This window comes from Pseudarthrobacter linnaei (assembly GCF_055412825.1).
Window position 1 is genome coordinate 138,106 of sequence record NZ_JBVAYX010000007.1, and the last position, 18,668, is coordinate 156,773.

16 protein-coding genes and 2 riboswitches are annotated in these 18,668 nt (G+C 67.9%); of the genes, 3 read left to right on the forward strand and 13 right to left on the reverse strand.

Annotated elements, in window-relative coordinates; genetic code table 11:
• Window positions 1-8: 8 nt before the first annotated feature.
• Window positions 9-563, forward strand: coding sequence for a TspO/MBR family protein (locus tag ACZYZ3_RS09285; protein WP_463963530.1), 555 nt, complete (start codon window positions 9-11; stop codon window positions 561-563).
• A gap of 1 nt (window position 564) precedes the next feature.
• Here ACZYZ3_RS09285 and ACZYZ3_RS09290 read toward each other — a convergent pair whose 3' ends face one another.
• From ACZYZ3_RS09290 to ACZYZ3_RS09315, 6 genes are all read right to left on the reverse strand, one after another.
• Complete coding sequence (locus ACZYZ3_RS09290) at window positions 565-1,992, reverse strand: L-serine ammonia-lyase (protein WP_463963531.1); 1,428 nt, start codon at window positions 1,990-1,992, stop codon at window positions 565-567.
• A gap of 166 nt (window positions 1,993-2,158) precedes the next feature.
• Window positions 2,159-3,502 (reverse strand): serine hydroxymethyltransferase, encoded by a 1,344-nt coding sequence (gene glyA, locus ACZYZ3_RS09295; protein ID WP_463963532.1) that lies wholly within the window; start codon window positions 3,500-3,502, stop codon window positions 2,159-2,161.
• A complete protein-coding gene (gene gcvH / locus ACZYZ3_RS09300; RefSeq protein ID WP_463900138.1) occupies window positions 3,499-3,894 on the reverse strand; it encodes a glycine cleavage system protein GcvH in 396 nt (131 codons plus the stop codon). The genes glyA and gcvH overlap by 4 nt, the downstream gene beginning before the upstream one ends.
• A 50-nt stretch (window positions 3,895-3,944) precedes the next feature.
• Window positions 3,945-5,093, reverse strand: a complete 1,149-nt coding sequence (gene gcvT / locus ACZYZ3_RS09305; RefSeq protein ID WP_463963533.1) for a glycine cleavage system aminomethyltransferase GcvT — start codon at window positions 5,091-5,093, stop codon at window positions 3,945-3,947.
• A gap of 12 nt (window positions 5,094-5,105) precedes the next feature.
• Window positions 5,106-8,006, reverse strand: coding sequence for an aminomethyl-transferring glycine dehydrogenase (gcvP, locus tag ACZYZ3_RS09310; RefSeq protein ID WP_463963534.1), 2,901 nt, complete (start codon window positions 8,004-8,006; stop codon window positions 5,106-5,108).
• Between the two features lie 39 nt (window positions 8,007-8,045).
• Window positions 8,046-8,163, reverse strand: a riboswitch (glycine riboswitch).
• Between the two features lies 1 nt (window position 8,164).
• Window positions 8,165-8,263: riboswitch (glycine riboswitch) on the reverse strand.
• 341 nt (window positions 8,264-8,604) lie between these two features.
• Entirely contained in the window at window positions 8,605-9,144 is a 540-nt protein-coding gene (locus ACZYZ3_RS09315) for a TetR/AcrR family transcriptional regulator (protein ID WP_463963535.1), read from the reverse strand.
• An 81-nt stretch (window positions 9,145-9,225) separates the two neighbouring features.
• Here ACZYZ3_RS09315 and ACZYZ3_RS09320 point away from each other — a divergent pair, with 81 nt between their 5' ends.
• Window positions 9,226-10,929 carry an MFS transporter gene (locus ACZYZ3_RS09320; protein WP_463963536.1) on the forward strand — a complete coding sequence of 568 codons (1,704 nt, stop codon included), beginning with the start codon at window positions 9,226-9,228 and terminating at the stop codon, window positions 10,927-10,929.
• Window positions 10,930-11,028: 99 nt separating this feature from the next.
• Here ACZYZ3_RS09320 and ACZYZ3_RS09325 read toward each other — a convergent pair whose 3' ends face one another.
• Window positions 11,029-11,508, reverse strand: a complete 480-nt coding sequence (locus ACZYZ3_RS09325; RefSeq protein ID WP_463963537.1) for a Dps family protein — start codon at window positions 11,506-11,508, stop codon at window positions 11,029-11,031.
• A 163-nt stretch (window positions 11,509-11,671) separates the two neighbouring features.
• Window positions 11,672-12,490, reverse strand: a complete 819-nt coding sequence (locus ACZYZ3_RS09330; protein ID WP_463963538.1) for a sigma-70 family RNA polymerase sigma factor — start codon at window positions 12,488-12,490, stop codon at window positions 11,672-11,674.
• A gap of 223 nt (window positions 12,491-12,713) precedes the next feature.
• On the opposite strand from ACZYZ3_RS09330, the gene ACZYZ3_RS09335 reads away from it, so the two are divergent.
• Window positions 12,714-13,274, forward strand: coding sequence for a flagellar protein FlgN (locus ACZYZ3_RS09335; RefSeq protein WP_463963539.1), 561 nt, complete (start codon window positions 12,714-12,716; stop codon window positions 13,272-13,274).
• Between the two features lie 14 nt (window positions 13,275-13,288).
• Here ACZYZ3_RS09335 and ACZYZ3_RS09340 read toward each other — a convergent pair whose 3' ends face one another.
• From ACZYZ3_RS09340 to ACZYZ3_RS09360, 5 genes are all read right to left on the reverse strand, one after another.
• Entirely contained in the window at window positions 13,289-13,561 is a 273-nt protein-coding gene (locus ACZYZ3_RS09340; protein ID WP_463963540.1) for a carbon storage regulator, read from the reverse strand.
• 74 nt (window positions 13,562-13,635) lie between these two features.
• The gene (locus ACZYZ3_RS09345) at window positions 13,636-14,766 is read right to left on the reverse strand and encodes a hypothetical protein (protein ID WP_463963541.1); all 1,131 of its coding nucleotides are present in this window, start codon (window positions 14,764-14,766) and stop codon (window positions 13,636-13,638) included.
• On the reverse strand, window positions 14,744-16,792 hold the full coding sequence (locus tag ACZYZ3_RS09350) for a flagellar biosynthesis protein FlhA (RefSeq protein WP_463963542.1): 2,049 nt from the start codon (window positions 16,790-16,792) through the stop codon (window positions 14,744-14,746). Before ACZYZ3_RS09350 ends, ACZYZ3_RS09345 begins: the two co-directional genes overlap by 23 nt.
• Window positions 16,793-16,829: 37 nt before the next feature.
• Window positions 16,830-17,909, reverse strand: coding sequence for an EscU/YscU/HrcU family type III secretion system export apparatus switch protein (locus ACZYZ3_RS09355; protein ID WP_463963543.1), 1,080 nt, complete (start codon window positions 17,907-17,909; stop codon window positions 16,830-16,832).
• Window positions 17,909-18,667 (reverse strand): flagellar biosynthetic protein FliR, encoded by a 759-nt coding sequence (locus ACZYZ3_RS09360; RefSeq protein ID WP_463963544.1) that lies wholly within the window; start codon window positions 18,665-18,667, stop codon window positions 17,909-17,911. The genes ACZYZ3_RS09355 and ACZYZ3_RS09360 overlap by 1 nt, the downstream gene beginning before the upstream one ends.
• Window position 18,668 lies beyond the last annotated feature (1 nt).

The window sequence follows — 18,668 nt, forward strand, 5'->3', positions numbered from 1 at the left end:
CTGGAAGCATGCCCGCTGATCAGCAATCGTTAGCCGCAGGATCCGGAAGCCAGGAACACGCGCCCGCAAGGCGCGCGTTGGGACCCCAGTTGCTGGGGCTGCTGGCTTTCCTCGCGGCCTCCGCCCTGGTCGCGGGACTGGGCGGACTGGCCACCGCCAACAACGTCAACGGCTGGTATGCCACCGCAGACAAGGCGCCATGGTCGCCGCCGAACTGGGTGTTCGGGCCGGTCTGGACGGCCCTCTACATTGCAATGGCCGTGGCCGCCTGGCTTATCTGGAGGAGCCGGGCGGAAGGGACCAGACCCGCCCTCACCGCCTACGCCGTCCAGCTGGTGCTGAACCTGTTGTGGACGCCGGTCTTCTTCGGCCTGTATCCGGCGCTCGGCGCCCCGGCCCTGTGGATCGCCTTTGTCATCATTGTGGCCCTGGCTGTGGCCGTGTCCGTCACCGTGCTCTACTTCGGACCGATCAGCCGCGCGGCCGGGCTCCTGCTGTTGCCCTACCTGGCCTGGATTGTGTTCGCCTCGTCGCTGAATCTCTGGATGGCGCTAAACAACTGACTCAGCACTCCACCACATTCACGGCGAGCCCGCCCATCGCGGTCTCCTTGTACTTGGAGCTCATGTCCCGGCCGGTCTCCCGCATGGTGACGATGACCTCGTCGAGGGACACCCGGTGTGAGCCGTCGCCCCACAGCGCCATCTTGGCGGCGTTGATGGCCTTGGCCGCCGCGATGGCGTTGCGTTCGATGCAGGGGATCTGCACAAGCCCGCCGATCGGGTCGCAGGTCAGGCCGAGGTTGTGCTCCATCGCGATTTCCGCGGCGTTCTCCACCTGCTGCGGTGTGCCGCCCATGACCTCGGCCAGACCCGCCGCCGCCATCGACGACGCCGAGCCCACCTCGCCCTGGCAGCCGACCTCCGCGCCGGAGATCGAGGCCTGTTCCTTGTACAGCACCCCGATGGCGGCGGCGGTCAGCAGGAACTTGACCACAACGTCGTCCCGGTCGGCCTGGGTGGCTTTGTCCATGCCCGGCGCGAAGTGCAGGGCGTAGTAGAGCACCGCGGGGATGATGCCGGCGGCACCGTTCGTCGGGGCGGTGACCACGCGGCCGCCCGAGGCATTTTCCTCGTTCACGGCCAGGGCGATCAGGTTGACCCATTCCTGCCAGTACTTCGGGTCCCGGAAGTCGGGGTCCTGATCCAGGGTTTCTTTCATGAGGCGTTCGTGCCAGTCGGGGGCACGGCGGCGGACCTTGAGCCCGCCGGGCAGCAGTCCAACCCGTTTGAGGCTGACCTCGACGCAGCTTTCCATCACGGAGTAGATGTGCAGGAGGCCTTCGCGGATCTCGGCCTCGGTCCGGGAGGCACGTTCGTTGACGAACATGATCTCGCCGATCGAGAGGCCCTTGGACTGGCAGCGGCCCAGCAGTTCCGCGGCGGTGCGGAAGGGCAGGGGCAGTTCCTTCTTGGACTCGGCGAGTTCCTTCAGCGCCGCGTCCTCCTCGCCCTCGCGGACGATGAAGCCGCCGCCCACGGAGAAGAAGGTGGCGCCGTGCAGGACTTCCCCGTCGGCAGAGGAGACGGTGAACGTCATGCCGTTGGTGTGCCGCGGGAGGACGGTCAGGGGCCGCAGGACCATGTCCTTCACGCCGTAGGGCAGCGGAACGCCGGCCCCTTCGCCGGCGCCGGCCAGCTGCAGGATGCCGGTCTCGGCAATTGTGGCGAGCCGTTCCTCCACCTCCTCGGGGAGGATCAGCTCGGGATGGAAGCCTTCCAGGCCGAGCAGGATGGCGGTCATGGTGCCGTGGCCGTGGCCGGTGGCGGCCAGGGAACCGTAGAGGTCAACCCGCAGCGAGGCCACCCGCTCCAGCGCACCGGAGGCCTTGAGTTCCCCGGCGAACACCGCCGCGGCCCGCATGGGGCCCACCGTGTGCGAACTGGAGGGCCCAATTCCGATGGAAAAAAGGTCGAAGACTCCAACGGCCATTGTCGTTCCTAACTAGCTCTAACTGTGGCCCGGCAGATGGTCCTGCCGGAAGGCGGCACGGCCGCCGGGTGGCGGCGGTGCCGCCGGATGCACGACGCCGGGCGGCGGCTTGTGGCGGCCGGCCCGGCGTCGTGATCCATTGCTGCTACTGCCTGTGGTTCGGCGCTCAGGCGAGCTGGGCAACCGAGGGGTAGAGCGGGTGGGCGGCGGCGAGGGCCTGCACCCGGGAGCGCAGACCGGACAGGTCCGTGCCGGCGTCGGCGGTCAAGGCCTCCGCGATAATGTCCGCGACTTCGGCGAACGCCGCCTCGCCGAACCCGCGGGTGGCCAGCGCGGGGGTGCCGATGCGCAGCCCCGAGGTGACCATCGGCGGGCGGGGGTCGAACGGCACGGCGTTCCGGTTCACGGTGATGTCGATTTCCGCGAGGCGGTCCTCGGCCTGCTGGCCGTTGAGCTCGCAGTTACGCAGGTCCACGAGGACCAGGTGCACATCGGTGCCGCCGGAGATGACGTTGATGCCCCTGGCGGTGACGTCCGGCTGGACCAGCCGTTCGGCGAGGATCCGGGCCCCGGCCAGGACACGCTCCTGGCGTTCCTTGAACTCGGGGGACGCGGCGATTTTGAACGCCACGGCCTTGCCCGCGATCACGTGTTCCAGCGGGCCGCCCTGCTGGCCGGGGAACACTGCCGAGTTGATCTTCTTGGCGATGTCGGCGTCGTTGGAGAGGATGATGCCGCCGCGCGGACCGGCGAGGGTCTTGTGCGTGGTGGAGGTGGTGACGTGGGCGTGCGGCACCGGGGACGGGTGCAGCCCGGCGGCGACGAGGCCGGCGAAGTGGGCCATGTCCACCATCAGGTAGGCGCCCACGGAATCGGCGATCCGGCGGAACTCGGCGAAGTCCAGCTGCCGGGCATAGGCCGACCATCCGGCGACGATCAGCTGCGGCTTGTGCTCCTGGGCGAGGCGCTCCACCTCGGCCATGTCGATCCGGTGGTCGTCCTCGCGGACCTGGTACGGGACCACGTTGTACAGGCGGCCGGAGAAGTTGATCTTCATGCCGTGGGTGAGGTGACCGCCGTGCGCCAGGTTCAGGCCCATGATGGTGTCGCCCGGGCGGATCAGAGCGTGCATGACGGAGGCGTTGGCCTGCGCGCCGGAGTGCGGCTGGACGTTGGCGTACCCGGCCCCGAACAGGGCCTTGACCCGGTCGATCGCGAGCTGCTCGACCACGTCAACGTGCTCGCAGCCGCCGTAGTAGCGCTTGCCCGGGTAACCCTCGGCGTACTTGTTCGTCAACACGGACCCCTGCGCCTGCATAACGGCCCTGGCCGTGTGGTTCTCCGAGGCGATCATTTCCAGGCCGTCCCGCTGGCGGGTCAGCTCGGCGTCGATCTTTGCGGCGATCTCCGGGTCCAGGGCGGACAGCTCGGCATCCAGGCTCGGCGAGACCACCTGCTCAAACACCGTCCCGGTGCCGGCTGCTGTGGCGGTGCCTGCGGCCGCGCTCACAGCTCGCCGCCGTTCTTGGACGCGTACTCCTGGGCGGAGAGCAGCGGGCCCTCGGATTCGGCGGCGACCTTGAAGAGCCAGCCGGCGCCGTAGGGGTCGCTGTTGATCAGCGCGGGGTCCTCGACGACGGCCGGGTTGGTTTCGGTCACCTCGCCGGTGACGGGGGCGTACAGGTCCGAGACGGATTTGGTGGACTCCACCTCGCCGCAGGTCTCCCCGGCGGTCACCGTGGCGCCGACCTCGGGCAGGTCCACGTAGACGATGTCGCCGAGGGCGTCCGTGGCGACCGCCGAGATGCCGATGGACACAATGTTGGATCCGGCGTTGCCGGAGTCCCGAGCAACCCACTCGTGCTCGTCGGAGTACTGCAGTTCAGGGGCAACTCTTGCCATGTGTTTTTTTCCTAAGTCTTGGAGTGGTCGTTGGTGCTAAATCTAAGTGGCTACTTCTGGCGCTTGTAGAACGGCAGTGCGACCACTTCGAAGGGTTCGGCCTTGCCGCGGAGGTCGATGTCCAGGGCCGTGCCGGGTTCGGTGAACTCGACGTCGACGTAGGCCATCGCGACCGGGTAGCCCAGGGTCGGGCTGGGCTGGCCGGAGGTGACTTCGCCGACGGTGTTGCCATCCTTCAGGACCGGGTAGTGGCCGCGGCCGGCCCGGCGGCCCAGGCCCTTGAGCCCGACGAGCTTGCGGCCCGTGGTGGTGCCTGCGCCGGCTTCCTTTTTGGCGGCGAGGGCAGCCTTGCCGACGAAGTCGCCTTCCTTGGAGAGCGCCACGACCGGGCCCAGCCCGGCGGCGAAGGGGTCGCCGTCGAGGGAGAGCTCGTTGCCGTAGAGCGGCATCCCGGCTTCGAGCCGGAGCGAGTCGCGGGACGCGAGGCCGGCGGGGGTCAGTTCGCCGTCCTCGGCGATGGCCACGAGCGCCTGCCAGAGGGTGGCTGCGTCGCCGTTCGCGACGAAGATTTCGAAGCCGTCCTCGCCGGTGTAGCCCGTGCGGGCGAGCAGGAGCTCCTGGCTGGTGCCGCCGAACATCACGGGGACGTCGACGGCGGCGTAGTACTTCAGGCCGGTGACGAGTTCGTGCTGCGCGGCCGGAACGAGGCGCAGCAGGATCTCCTGGGCTTTGGGACCCTGCACGGCGATCAGCGAGGTCCCGGCGGAGGCGTCCTCGACCGTGACGTCGAACCCGCCTTCCGTGCCGGAACCGGCCCGCTCGGCCAGGGCCGCTGCCACGACCTTCGCGTTGCCCGCGTTCGGGACCACCAGGAATTTCTGGTCGCCGCGGCGGTAGGTGATGAGGTCGTCGATGATGCCGCCGTCCGCGTTGCAGATCAGCGAGTACTTGGCCTTGCCGACCGCCATCGCGGAGATCTTGCCGACCAGGGCGTAGTCCAGGAAGGCCGCTGCGTCGGGGCCTGTGACCCAGACTTCGCCCATGTGGGAGAGGTCGTACAGGCCGGCGGACTTGCGGACGGCGTGGTGCTCGGCCAGTTCGGAGCTGTACTTGAGCGGCATCTGCCAGCCGCCGAAGTCGGTGAAGGAGGCGCCGAGCTTCTGGTGCTCTTCGTAAAGTGCCGTGTAATTCTCAGTCATCGGTGGCTGTCCCTAATTGTCAGAGGCGGAGTCGTCGGAGTGGACTGCTGTGTCTTCTTCGAAGGATTCGAGGGGTGGGCAGGAACAGATCAGGTTTCGGTCACCGGCGGCGCCGTCGATCCGGCCGACCGGCGGGAAGTACTTGTCCTGCTTGAGCGTGTGGATCGGGAAAACGGCCTGCTCACGCGGGTACTCGCGGGCCCAGTCGCTGCTGATCACGGCGGCGGCGGTGTGCGGGGCGTTGCGCAGCGGGCTGTGCTCGACGGTGAAGGCGCCGTGCGCCACCTGGTCGATTTCGGCGCGGATGGAGATCATGGCCGTGATGAAGCGGTCGATCTCGCCGATGTCCTCGGACTCGGTGGGCTCGACCATCAGGGTGCCGGCCACCGGGAACGCCAGGGTGGGTGCGTGGAAGCCGTAGTCGATCAGGCGCTTGGCGACGTCCTCGGCGGTCACACCGGTCTTGGCCGTGAGTTCGCGCAGGTCCAAGATGCATTCGTGGGCCACGAGTCCGCCTTCGCCGGTGTAGAGCACCGGGAAGAATTCGTTCAGGCGGGCCGCGATGTAGTTGGCGGCCAGCAGCGCTGACTTGGTGGCCTCGGTGAGGCCCTGGCCGCCCATGAGCTTCACGTAGGCCCAGGAGATCGGCAGCACGCCGGCCGAGCCGTAGCGCGAGGCGGAGATCGGAGTTCCGCTTTCGCCGTTGGCGGGATCGGCGGCGTTGCCCGGCATGAACGGTGCCAGGTGGGCCTTGGCCGCGACCGGGCCGACCCCGGGGCCGCCGCCGCCGTGCGGGATACAGAAGGTCTTGTGCAGGTTCAGGTGCGAGACGTCGCCGCCGAACAGGCCCGGCTGGGCAAGCCCAACGAGGGCGTTGAGGTTGGCGCCGTCGATGTAGACCTGGCCGCCGGCCGCGTGGATGGCGTCGCAGACCTCGCGGACGTCGGCGTCGAACACCCCGTGGGTGGAGGGGTAGGTGATCATGATCGCGGACAGCGCGTCCTTGTGCAGCTCGATCTTGGCCTGCAGGTCGGCGTGGTCGATCGTGCCGTTGGCGGCAGTGGCGACGACAACAACCTTCATCCCGGCCAGCACCGCCGAGGCGGCGTTGGTGCCGTGCGCGGAGGCGGGGATCAGGCAGATGGTGCGCTGGGCGTCGCCGCGGGAGAGGTGGTAGCCGCGGATGGCCAGCAAGCCGGCAAGCTCGCCCTGCGACCCGGCGTTGGGCTGGATGGAGACCTGGTCATAGCCGGTGATCTCGGTCAGGTCGGCTTCGAGGTCCGCGATCAGTTCGCGCCAGCCGGCGGTCTGGGATTCCGGGGCAAAGGGGTGGATGGAAGCAAACTCCGGCCAGGAGATGGCTTCCATTTCGGCCGTGGCGTTCAGCTTCATGGTGCACGAACCCAGCGGGATCATGGTGCGGTCCAGGGCGAGGTCGCGGTCCGAGAGGCGGCGGATGTAGCGCAGCAGCTGCGTCTCGGAGCGGTGCGTGTTGAAGACGGGGTGCTGCAGGTAGTCCGAGGTGCGCTCGAGCGCGGTATCCAGCGCGAAGGCCTCTACTGAATCCACAACGGCGGCGCCGAAGGCAGCGACGACGTCGGCGACGATGGCCGCCGTCGTGGCCTCATCGGCGGAGATGCCAACGGTGTCCGCGTCGATGCAGCGCAGGTTGATGCCCTTGGCCTCGGCCGCGGCGATGATCTGCGCGGCCTTGCCGGGGACCGAGACGGTCACGGTGTCGAAGAAACTGGTGTGCAGTACGTCCAGGCCCGCGGCCTTCAACGAGGCGGCGATGGTCCTGGCGTGGCCGTGGGTGGTCTCGGCGATGGCCTTCAGGCCGTCCGGGCCGTGGTAAACGGCGTAGAAGGAGGACACGATCGCCAGCAAAGCCTGCGCGGTGCAGATGTTGGAGGTGGCCTTCTCGCGGCGGATGTGCTGCTCACGGGTCTGCAGGGCCAGGCGGTAGGCCGGGACGCCGGCGTTGTCCTTGGAGACGCCGACCAGACGGCCGGGCATGGACCGTTCGAGGCCCTTCTGGACCGCCATGTAGGCGGCATGCGGGCCGCCGAAGAACAGCGGGACGCCGAAACGCTGCGCGGAGCCGACGGCGATGTCGGCGCCCTGCTCGCCGGGCGGGGTGATGAGGGCCAGGGACAGGAGGTCCGCGGCGACGGTGACGAGGGCACCGCGTTCCTTGGCGTCGGCGATCACGGCGGTGTGGTCAAACACGCGGCCGGAGGCGCCGGGCTGCTGCAGGACCACGCCGTTGATGACGCCCTCTGGCAGTCCCTTGGAGAGATCGGCGACCTCGACCTCGAAGCCCAGCGCCTCGGCACGGCCCCTGACGATAGCGATCGTCTGCGGCAGGCAGTCGGCGTCGAGGACGGTCTTGCCGTCGTGAGCGGACTTGTTTTTGTTGGCCCGGCGCATCATGAGCACGGCCTCCGCGACGGCGGTGGCTTCGTCCAGCAGCGAGGCATTGGCAATGGGCAGGGCCACCAGGTCCTGGACCATGGTCTGGAAGTTCAGCAGCGCCTCGAGCCGGCCTTGGGAGATTTCCGGCTGGTACGGGGTGTAGGCCGTGTACCAGGCCGGCGCCTCGAGGATGTTGCGGCGGATGACGGCCGGGGTGAGGGTGTCGTAGTAGCCCTGCCCGATCATCTGGACGGCCGTCCTATTCTTCGCGGCGAGCTTGCGCAGCTCGGCGAGGACCTCGACTTCGCTGAGCGCCTGACCGAGGGCCAGTGCGGAGTCCTGCCGGATGTCCTTCGGGACGGCCGTGTCTACGAGCGCATCGACGGTGTCGTAGCCGACAGCCTTCAGCATGGCATCGACGTCGGCCTGGCGGCGGGCGCCGATGTGCCGGTCAACGAAGGACGTGGACGCTGAGGAAACAGTCACAAGGAACTCCATAACTAAGGCGGCGCAGGGTACGCCACATTGATTCGGGTTCCTCCCCGCTCTGTATTGGACCTGAGAGTTTCCGCGCAGCCGTGCTCTCGCATGGTTCCGCTTGCACCGTCGGTGAGCACAGCATGTCAAAGGACATGCCTGCTACTTTCCAGAGTTGCCTTGCCGCGGCGGTACGTGGGCCTGAGAGATTCCTGGGGAGGGTTTGCTCCTACGGCGCCTGCTTGTACCTACTTGCAGAACTCTCCCGCCGCAGATCAAAGGCATATTAAATTTTCGTGACCACAGTCACAGCCCCCATTGTCCTATGCCGGGCCCGCGTCCGCAAACCAGTGACGCGCTGGGGCCGCCGTCGGACGCGAAATCGCGGGACAGCTGCCGGCGGAACCGCAGCCGACAGCTGCCGGACGCGAAATCGCGGGAAAGCTGCCGGCGGAACCGCAGCCGACAGCTGCCGGACGCGAAATCGCGGGAAAGCTGCCGGCGGAACCGCAGCCGACAGCTGTCGGACGCGAAATCGCGGGAAAGCTGCGGCGTCGCCGAAACGTTCCCGCGACCCCGCACCCATCCCGCGAATTCGGCGGCCAGGGCGCTCCTGCGGTCAGCCGCGGAGCCGCTCGAGGGCGGTGAGCAGGCTTTCGACGTCGGGCCCGACCTCCGGGAGCGGGCCGCCCGGGCCGCGCGCCAGCATGGCGTTAAAGTAGAGCCCGTCGCCCATGTAGAGGACCGGCTTGGCCATGGCGGGGCCGACGTCGACCGCCAGCAGTTCCAACCAGCTCGCCTGGGCCGCGGCCATCCGGCGCAGGGTTTCCTGGTGGGCCACCTCAGCCAGCCGGGTGGCGGCCACGAAGACCCGGTCCAGCGGTGTGTCCGCCCAGACCGAGGACTTGATGAAGAACGCCGCGGCGCCCTCCGGCGCGGCGGCCATGGCGGTGAGGTCCTCGGCGAGCAGCCGGTCCAGCCGTTCCAACAGGACGGAAATCATCGCCTCCTTATTGGGGAAGTGGTAGAGCAGCCCGCCCTTGGAGACGCCGGCCAGCCGGGCGACGGCATCCAGCGTCGCGGCACGTTCGCCCTCTTCGATGAGCAGGGATTCGAACGCGTCAAGGACGGCTTCGCGGGCGACGGGTTTTCTGGCCATGGTTCCAATCATGCCCCGGGCGGAGACGAGTCTTTGCGGTCGGTTTCATAACTGTACCGTCCAGACGGTACAGTTATGATCATGAGCAACGCATCGATCACCCGCAGCGGCACCGGTACGGTCGGCAGCTTCGCCGCTGGCAACTCCGCCGCCGGAACGACGTCGACACCGCCGCGTGCGCCCTGGCGCGACTGGCTGGCGCTGGCTCTGCTGATGTTTCCCGTGCTGCTCGTGGCCGTCGACAACACGGCCCTGACCTTCGCGCTGCCGGCCATCGCGCGCAGCCTCGATGCCTCCGGGGTGGAACTGCTCTGGATCGTCGATGCCTATCCGCTGGTCCTCGCCGGTCTCCTGGTGGCGATGGGCAGCCTCGGCGACAGGATCGGCCGCCGCCGGCTGCTCTTTATCGGCAGCACCGGCTTCGCAGCCGTCTCGGCGGTCACGGCCTTCGCCCCCAGCGCCGAGTGGCTGATCGCCGGGCGGGCGGGGCTGGGGTTCTTCGGGGCCATGCTGATGCCCTCCACCCTCTCCCTGATCCGCAACATCTTCCCCGAGCCCAACCGGCGCCGGCTGGCCGTGGCCATCTGGGCCGCCGGCTTCTCCGGTGGTGCCGCGCTGGGCCCGATCTTCGGCGGCTGGCTGGTGGAGCACTTCTGGTGGGGCGCAGTACTGCTGGTGGCCGTGCCGATCATCCTGCCGCTGCTGGTCCTGGGCCCGGCCCTGATCCCGGAATCCCGGGACCCGAACCCCGGCCGGGTGGACGTGCCCAGCATCGTCCTGTCCCTGCTGGTCATGGTGCCGGTGGTCTACGGCATCAAGATCCTGGCCACACACGGTCTGGCACTGGAACCGCTGGCCGCCATCGCCTTCGGCCTGCTGATGGGGTACATCTTCATCCGGCGGCAGCGGCAGCTCCTGGCGGCCGGCCTGCCGCAGGGCAGCCTCCCGCAGGACAGCCTCCCGCAGGGCGCCGCGGAACCGACAGGTGTGCCAGCGGACGGCGCAGGGGAACGAAACCGGACCGCTCCCCTGCTGGATCTCAGCCTCTTCAGCAACCGGGTCTTCACCACCGCCATCATCGCCAACGTGCTGGCGCTGTTCTCCTTTAACGGCTTCATCCTGTTCCTGGCCCAGCACCTGCAGCTGCTCGAGGGGCAGTCCCCCTCGGAATCCGGCGTCGCCATGGTCCCCGCGCTCATCGCGACCGTCCTGGCCGGCCTGCTGGTGGTGCCGCTGGTGAAGAAAATCCGCCCTGGTTTTGTGGTCGCGGGCGGCCTGCTCCTGAGCGCCGGCGGCTACTTCCTGGTGGCCTTCGGCGATCACGGCAACGGCCCTGCGCTGCTGCTGGCGGCCCTGCTGGTGCTGTGCCTGGGCGTCGGCGCCGCGGAGACCATTTCCAATGACCTGATCCTCGGTGCCGCCCCCGCAGAGAAGTCCGGGGCGGCGGCCGCAATATCCGAGACCGGCTACGAAATCGGTTCCCTGCTGGGCACCGCCATCCTCGGCTCCATCCTGACGGCTTCCTACCAGGGCAATCTGCGGCTTCCCGACGGCGTCGCGGACGCGGCACCGGCTGAGGCATCGGCCCAGGCGGGCGAGACGCTCGCCGGGGCCGTGGAACTGGCGCAGGCCCTGCCGGGACCGCTGGCGGAGGCCGTAATGACCGCCGCCCGGGCAGCGTTCGATTCAGGCGTCCACATCACGGCCACCATCGCACTCGTCCTCATGGCGGGGGCGTCGGTGCTCGCCGCCGTCGTGCTCCGGAACGTGCCGACCGCCAAATAGCCGGGCACCCGGACGCTCCCGGGGCCGGGCGCCGCTTAAACGCCAAGCGCCCGGCGCCGGTGGGAACCGGGGCCGGGCGCTGAGTCTGCCGGGGGAAGGCTACTTGCTGTCCGCCGTGGTGACGTTCGAGTTAGCCCGCATCGTCTCGGCATTGACCATCCAGGCGTACTGCTCGAACTTGGCAATGAACGCGTGCAGCAGGTCTGCCGTGGTGGGGTCCTCCTCGTCGACTTCGTCGTGGACCTTGCGCATGGTGCCGACGGCGGCGTCAAGGGCCGCGACGATCCGCTCAATGGCGTCCTTGGTGTTGATCAGGCCGCTGGGGAACTCGGCGAGCGCAGTGGACTTGGACACCGTGGAGCTGCGCCCGTCCGGCAGGGCGTGGAGGGCGCGCATGCGCTCCGCCAGATCATCCGCGAACTCACGGGCCGATTCGATGATCTCGTCCAGCTGGAGGTGGAGGTCCCGGAAGTTCGTTCCGACGATGTTCCAGTGCGCCTGCTTGCCCTGGACGTGAAGTTCGATCAGGTCAACAAGCACTGCCTGCAGGTTCGTTGTGAGGGTCGGTGAAGCTTTCATGCGTCCTCCTGAGTAGGTGCGATACCGTTGCGTCCGGTATGGCTAGGTCCGATGTCTTCGACGCTACCGCAGGGCGCAACAGGACCGCGACGGTCCCGGAGGAATTTCTCGGTCAGCTTACTAAGAAGGCTTACTAATCACGGCGGCGGGAAGCCAGGCCGGCTCAGACTGCCTCGTCGAGGACCGGCCCCTGCGGGAAAATGGCCTTTGTAATGCCGCCCGTGGTCGCTTCCGCCAGCTGGGAAAGGTAATCATTCCGGCGTTTCATTGTGATCCGGGACTGGGGCTCGAAGACCTGCTCGGAGTCGTCGGCGTAATGTGCGGTCAAACCGTCACGCAGGAGCCGGATGGCCTCCGCGCGCTGCTGGGAGACCGCCGCGTGGGTGGATCCGAGTTCCGCGGCCAGGTCCTTGACTGTCCTGTCGCCGAAGTAGATCTCCTCGACGACGTAGCGCATCCGCTCGGGGAGGGACTTCACCGCGGCGCGGAGGTACTGGAGCCGCTCGTCCGCGAGCACGGATTGTTCCGGGGTCAGCGTCTCAGCGGCCAGCGTGTCAACAACAGCTTCATCAAGTGGTGTCAGGGTGCGGGAGGCGTCGGCCAGGGCTGCTTCGACGACGCTCTGCTGGACGCCCAGGGCCGAGGCAATCTCGTCAACGCTGGGGGTGCGTCCGAGGGCTGCGGCCAGGGATTCCTGGACCGACATCGTTTCCTTGATTCGGCGGCGCGCCGAGCGGGTGGCCCAGTCGCTGGCGCGCATCTCGTCAGCGAATGCACCCAGGATACGCCGGCGCGCAAAGGCACCGAACGGCACGCCGAGGTCCGGGTTGAACGAGTCCGCCGACGTAATCAGTGCAATGGCGCCCGCAGACGCCAGGTCATCGCGGGAAAGGTGTGAGGCCTTCGAGCACAAGTCTGAGACGAGGTAGCCCACCAGCGGGAGATGCTGTGTGACCATCTCGTTGCGTTCCACGCGATTCAATAGTGTCCCCCCATGAGACAGGTTCCGGAAGCGTAAAAAGATTGAAAGCCGCACCCACAAACGACGCCCCGTGCTCCCCAATGGAAGTCGGAGTTCAAAACCCGGGGCAGCACCCATGACGAAACCTATCACCTGAGTCACATTCTGCGTGTAACCTCAGGACAAAGCTTGGCTGAAAATGCGGTAACGCTTCTCAGCCGGGGCGGCAAGGGGAATGGGGTTCATGGGTGCAGGTGATCTTTCCGCAGCTCTCTGGCAGGAGCGGCGGCAGCTGGAGTTGCTGTTGTTCAGGCTGGAGACGCAGCGGCTTCATGTCATGGCCGGAAACCTCCATTGGCTGAGCTTCACGGCCTCTGAAGTAGAGAGCGTCCTCGACCGCCTGCGCTTCGAAGCCTTGGCCCGGAACGTCGATTCGGCCGCGGTGGCGGCCGAATGGGGGCTTCCCGCGCAGGCGACGCTGATCGAACTCGCAGCAGGGGCTCCCTCCGGTCCTTGGCCGGAGATCCTCCGCGAACACCTTGACGGCCTGCGCGTGCTGCTTGCACAGCTCGGGGATGCCGCCCGGGCCAACGAGGACGCACTGCGCCATCGGGGCACTTCGGTACCGTCCGGCGCGAAGCGCGGACAAGGCGGCAACGGTGAGGGCGAGGCGTCTTTGCCTTCGGACCCCGCCCAAACTCTCGATCAGCTCACGACGGCGGGGAATATTGAGCGCGCCCTGGCGGTCACCCGCCGGACACCCCAGCCGCTTTTGGCCCTGTACCTCGACGGCAACAGCGACTGATCCCCGTGCAGGGCTCAGTCGGTACTGGGACCCGCTTTGGTGGTGGCGCCCGGCGGCAATAGCCGCCGCAGGGCATATTCGGTGTCCGGACCTGCTTCGGCGCCGGCTTCAGCTGCCGCCAGGTTCGCTGCGGCGATGGCTTCGATGACTTCCCGGCGCTGGATCGGAACTCCTCGGGGTGCCTCAATACCTATCCGGACACCGTCACCGCGGCCTTCCAGAACCGTGATGACGATCCCGTCGCCGATCATGATCTGTTCGCCCGGTTTGCGTGTGAGTACCAGCATCCTCTCAATCTACCCTTCGCGTGGCGGAACTGCGGACGAATCTGGCCGCTGGCGGCCAGTCAGTTCCAGGCATCTCAGATCCTGACCGAGCGGGCCGGGCCGGAGTCGATCCAGCCCACCGGAAATCCAAGAGCGTTGACGGTTTCCGGCGTAGTGGTCTCGGACGCCCCCACGACTGCCACCGCAGTGATGTCCAACTGGGCAGCCAGCACACCAACCCAGCGCGCAGAGTCCTCCTGCTTGCGCCCGGCGTCGACCACGACCCACAGCTGATCCGCGGACAGTGCCGCGACGGACTGGAGCCGGGCGAGGGCGTCGCGGGCCCTTCCCAGGCCGAAGGCCACCACGACGGTCTGGTCCGTCAAGACAGCGCGGGCGCGTGCCGCCGTCGCGCCCTGGCGCCCGTCGACGTGCAGGTGGCCGTAGGCGGACAGCTTCCCGGCGGTGCGCACGTCGGCGCCGCCGGCTGCCGTCGACATGGCCAGCGCGGTGTCCAGTGCGTCGTCGCCAAGCCCGACGAGGACCACCAGATCCCCGATCCCGCTCAGTGGAACCGGCACCGACTCGCGCGGCAGGGCGGGTCCGGGTGGCAGGGCGGGTCCGGGCGGCGGTGTGGGTGTGCTCGGCGGGTGTATTTGGGGTGCCGCGGGCGTCTGTGCCGCTGTCGCGTGGGACGCTTTCGGTTGCGCGGCCGACGTCGACGCCGCCGCCGCCGGGGCCGTTCCGGAGCCCTGCCCGCGGGGGCTGCCCCGCACGGCCAAAGCGTCAGCACCGGGGCCGCGCAACCCGGCGCCGAGCTGTTCGAGCAGTTCGGCGAAGTCCGGAGACTCCGTTGAGACTCCGCGGTTGCCGGGCCGGTGCAGGTTCAGTTCGGCCGCATCGGCTTCTTCGAGAAGGGCCGCGATCGTGGCGCCCTGCAGGTCGTGGGCGGGCGCCGCTCCCGCGAGCGGGGCAGCGGAACCGATCGCCGGCGCCACTGCATCGGCCAGGATGTCCGGATCGGGAACCACCTCGCCGGTGACAACCTCACGTTCCGCTACCACCTCGACGATCGCCTCGTAGCGGTCGCCGGCGAAGAGTCCGGCGATCCCTGGGCTGATGACGCGCTCTGCAGAGACGATGCGTGCCGCCGGGCCGTGCTGCAATTCCGCCTTGCGGCGGATCTCCTCCAGCGAAGCGCCCTTAAGCCGAAAGCTGTTCTTCATGGCGAACGACTCCTACTGTTTCGATCCGGACGTTGGCTGAGGTGACTTCGCGGTAGGACAGTACCGGGACCGATCCGGGCTGCGCTCCCACAAGTCGGCGGATGGCAGGGCGGAGCGCCGGGGCGCAGACCAGCACGGCCGGGCGGTTGGCGACGGCCGCTGCGTCGACGGCGGAGCGCACCGAACGGAGCACGGCGTCGAGCCGGTTCTGGGCCATCACGATCTGGCTTCCGCCCTCGGCGGGGCGCATGTCCTCGAGCATGTGTTGTTCCAGCACGGGGTCGATCATGATCACGTTCAGCACCGGGCCGTCCATGAACTTGGCCGTGAGTGCCGGACCGAGGGCCTGCCGCGCGGATTCAACCAGTGATTCCGGGTCGGTGGAGACCTTCGCGCGGAGCGTGAGCGCCTCGTAGATCCGGGCGAGGTCGTTGATGGGGACCTGTTCCTCCAGCAGGCCTTGGAGCACGCGCTGCAGCTCGGCGAGGGAGAGCAGAGCCGGAGTGAGTTCGTCGACGGCGGACGGGCTCTGTGTCCGCACCCCCTCGGTGAGGACACGCACGTCCTCGCGGGACAGGAGCCTGGCGGCGTTGGCCGTGACGATGGAGGAGAGGTGGGTGACAAGGACGGACACGCGGTCGATCACGGTGGCGCCGGTCATCTCCGCGTTGTGGCGCATTTCGGCCGGGATCCACTTCCCGGCCAGACCGAAAACGGGCTCGATCATCGCGACCCCGGGGAGCGAGTCGAGGCTGTCGCCCAGGGCCAGCATCTGGCCGCCGGGGGCGGTGCCGGCGCCCGCCTCGACGCCGGCGATCCGGATGGAGTAGCTCGCCGGGGGCAGGTCCAGACTGTCCCTGGTGCGGACCGGCGGGATGACCAGGCCTAGCTCCATGGCGATCTTGTGCCGCAGGGACCGCACCCGGGCCAGCAGGTCATCCGAGGCCCCGGAGACCATGTCCACGAGGTCGGGGGCCAGCAGAATCTCCACGGGGTGGATCCGCATGTCCTCCAGGAGCTTCTCGTTGGGGTCCATTTCCGGGAAGTTCAGGGCGCTGGCCTCTGCTTCACGGGTCTTTTTTTCCTTCGACTGCTGGGCGGCGATCCGGCGCGACGCGAAGACCAGCCCGGCCCCGACCAGAACGAACGGCAGCGGCGGCATGCCCGGGATCAACGCCATCGCGATGGCGGCGACGCCGGCGATCATCAGCGCGTTGGGTGACTGCATCAGCTGGGTGGACGCCGTGTGGCCCATGTCCGATTCCGCGTTGGAGCGGGTCACGATCATGCCGGTGGAGACGGCCATCAGCAGGGCCGGGATCTGCGTCACGAGGCCGTCGCCCATGGTCAGGATGCCGTAGGTGTTCACGGCGTCGCCGATCTCCATGCCGCGCTGCAGCATGCCGATCGCGATGCCGCCGACGAAGTTAATGATGATGATAATGAGCCCGGCGATGGCGTCGCCCTTGACGAACTTCGAGGCGCCGTCCATGGCGCCGTAGAAGTCGGCTTCGGCCGAGACTTCGGCGCGGCGTTCGCGCGCCTGGGTGTCGGTGATCAGCCCGGCGTTGAGGTCGGCGTCGATCGCCATCTGCTTGCCCGGCATGGCGTCCAGGGTGAAGCGCGCGCCGACTTCGGCCACGCGCTCCGCACCCTTGGTGACCACGACAAACTGGATGACCACGAGGATCAGGAACACCACGGCACCGATGATCATGGAACCGCCCACGGTCACCTGGCCAAACGCCTCGATGACCTGTCCGGCGTGCCCCTCCCCCAGAATCAGCCGGGTGGAGGCGACATTCAGGCCCAGTCTGAAGAGCGTGGCGACCAGCAGGAGCGACGGGAAAACGGAGAAATCCAGCGGCTTCTTCACGAACATGCTGGTCAGGAGCACCAAGAGCGCCAGCAGGATATTGCAGACGATGAGGACGTCCAGCAGGGGCGCGGGCACCGGAACAATCAGCAGCAGCACAATGCCGACGATGCCGATCGGCACTGTCAGCGGGGCGAGCTTGTTCTTCATGGTGCGGTCCTTTCACAGACGCTGGCTGGAGCAGTGTTCATAGGGCAGCGGCCATCCGGTGCATACCCCGGGCGGCGCCGCGGGCCTTGAGGGACATCACGAAGGCGAGGACCCCTGCCACCGCACGGTAGAAGTCCACCGGGATCTCCTGGCCCAGCTCGCAAGCGCTGTGCAGGGCCCGGGTCAGCGGGATGTCCTGGACCATCGGCACGTTCTTTGCCTCGGCCTCGTCCCGGATCCTGGCGGCGATGTGGCCGGAACCCTTGGCCACCACGCGGGGTGCGGACTTTCCCGGTTCGTATTTGAGCGCCACGGCGAAGTGCGTAGGGTTGACCAGCACGACGTCGGCGTCCCCGATCGCCGCGATCATGCGGTTCCGGCTCATCGCCATCTGCCGGGCCCGCCGCTGGGACCGGATCAGGGGGTCGCCTTCGCTGCTCTTGTTTTCGTCCTGGACTTCCTTCTTGGACATCCGGGTCTTCTTGCGGTTTCGGCGCATCACGACGAAGAAGTCAGCCGCCGCCAACACGATGCCGGCGGCCACCGCGAACTGGACCAGCGAGGCGACACCGCCGCCGGCGGCCTGCACGACCCCTGAGACCGGCATCCCGCCGGCCGTCAGCAGCACAGGAACCAGTCCCTGCACGACGCTGTAAAGGACCAGACCTACCACACTGGCCTTCAGCAGCGCCTTGACGCCGCCCCAGACCGCCTGCATGCCGAACATCCGCTTCAATCCGTCGAGGAGCTTGAAGTGCTCGAAGTCCACCTTGAACTTCTTCACGTGCACGCCGCCCTGCAGCGCGGCCCCGGCGAGGACCACGATGAACACCACAATCAGCATTGGGCCGACGATCCCGGCGATGGCGGCGAGGCCGTCCTCCAAGGCCTTGAGGGCCCTGCCGCGGTCCGGTGCTGCCACGATGCCGCGGACGGTGAAGAGCTGGTCCGTGGCGGCGTTGGAGGCGCGTTCCACGGTAGCCGGAATCATGATGGCGGCCGCGCCGACGCCGAGCCACGCGGTGAGGTCCTGGGAACGGGAAAGCTGGCCCTTCGAGCGGACCTCTTTCATGCGTTTGTCGGTGGCTTCCTCGGTCTTTTCCTGCGAATCCGACATCAGCCCACCCCCAGCACTGTCTTGGCGGCCTGATTGGCGAGGCTGGAGACGATCCGGGGCAGCGCCAGGAACATGAATCCGGCCAGCATCAGCGTCATCAGGATCTTCAGCGGGAAGCCGAGCGAGAAGGCATTGAGTGCCGGCGCCACGCGCGTCAGCAGGCCCAGTCCGACGTCGGCGAGGAACAACACGACCACGAGCGGTCCGGCGATCTGGACGGCGGCGAGGAACATCCCGGTGACCGCCGGGATCAGGGCCTGGACCGGCTGGGCCAGATCGATGCCGCCGGCCAGCGGCAGGGCCGCGAAGCTGCCTGTGAGGCCCGTGATGACGAGTTGGTAGCCGTCAGAGGCGAACAAGAGCGCCAGCGCGGCCATCTGCAGCAGCCTGGTGAACTGTGCGCCGTTGACGTTCATCTGCGGGTCGAAGGCCTGGGCCATCTGAAAGCCGCTGAAGAGGTCGATCAGGCTGCCGGCGGACTGGATGGCGGAGAAGATCACGAGGACCAGGAAGCCGAGGGCAAGCCCGGTGACGAGCTCCAGAACCACCCCGGTGAGGAAGCCGGCAGTGTCGCGAGCCGTATAGCCGGCGGATACCCGCTGGGAAACCGCGAGGCCGAGCCCGAGTCCGAGCATGGCTTTCACGCGGCCTGGAAACGCCTGGTAAGCGAAGGGGGGTGCCACGACCAGGAATGCCGTCATCCGGACGGTGGCCAGCAGAAGCGCTTCCAGCCACGTCGGGTCGATCGGTATGGCCACC

Bases quoted from the DNA above. Each gene is read 5' to 3' on its own strand.
- ACZYZ3_RS09285 (WP_463963530.1), top strand. From the start codon at position 9: ATGCCCGCTGATCAGCAATCGTTAGCCGCAGGATCCGGAAGCCAGGAA.
- ACZYZ3_RS09290 (WP_463963531.1), bottom strand. From the start codon at position 1,992: ATGGCCGTTGGAGTCTTCGACCTTTTTTCCATCGGAATTGGGCCCTCC.
- gcvH (WP_463900138.1), bottom strand. From the start codon at position 3,894: ATGGCAAGAGTTGCCCCTGAACTGCAGTACTCCGACGAGCACGAGTGG.
- gcvT (WP_463963533.1), bottom strand. From the start codon at position 5,093: ATGACTGAGAATTACACGGCACTTTACGAAGAGCACCAGAAGCTCGGC.
- gcvP (WP_463963534.1), bottom strand. From the start codon at position 8,006: ATGGAGTTCCTTGTGACTGTTTCCTCAGCGTCCACGTCCTTCGTTGAC.
- ACZYZ3_RS09315 (WP_463963535.1), bottom strand. From the start codon at position 9,144: ATGGCCAGAAAACCCGTCGCCCGCGAAGCCGTCCTTGACGCGTTCGAA.
- ACZYZ3_RS09320 (WP_463963536.1), top strand. From the start codon at position 9,226: ATGAGCAACGCATCGATCACCCGCAGCGGCACCGGTACGGTCGGCAGC.
- ACZYZ3_RS09325 (WP_463963537.1), bottom strand. From the start codon at position 11,508: ATGAAAGCTTCACCGACCCTCACAACGAACCTGCAGGCAGTGCTTGTT.
- ACZYZ3_RS09335 (WP_463963539.1), top strand. From the start codon at position 12,714: ATGGGTGCAGGTGATCTTTCCGCAGCTCTCTGGCAGGAGCGGCGGCAG.
- ACZYZ3_RS09340 (WP_463963540.1), bottom strand. From the start codon at position 13,561: ATGCTGGTACTCACACGCAAACCGGGCGAACAGATCATGATCGGCGAC.
- ACZYZ3_RS09345 (WP_463963541.1), bottom strand. From the start codon at position 14,766: ATGAAGAACAGCTTTCGGCTTAAGGGCGCTTCGCTGGAGGAGATCCGC.
- ACZYZ3_RS09350 (WP_463963542.1), bottom strand. From the start codon at position 16,792: ATGAAGAACAAGCTCGCCCCGCTGACAGTGCCGATCGGCATCGTCGGC.
- ACZYZ3_RS09355 (WP_463963543.1), bottom strand. From the start codon at position 17,909: ATGTCGGATTCGCAGGAAAAGACCGAGGAAGCCACCGACAAACGCATG.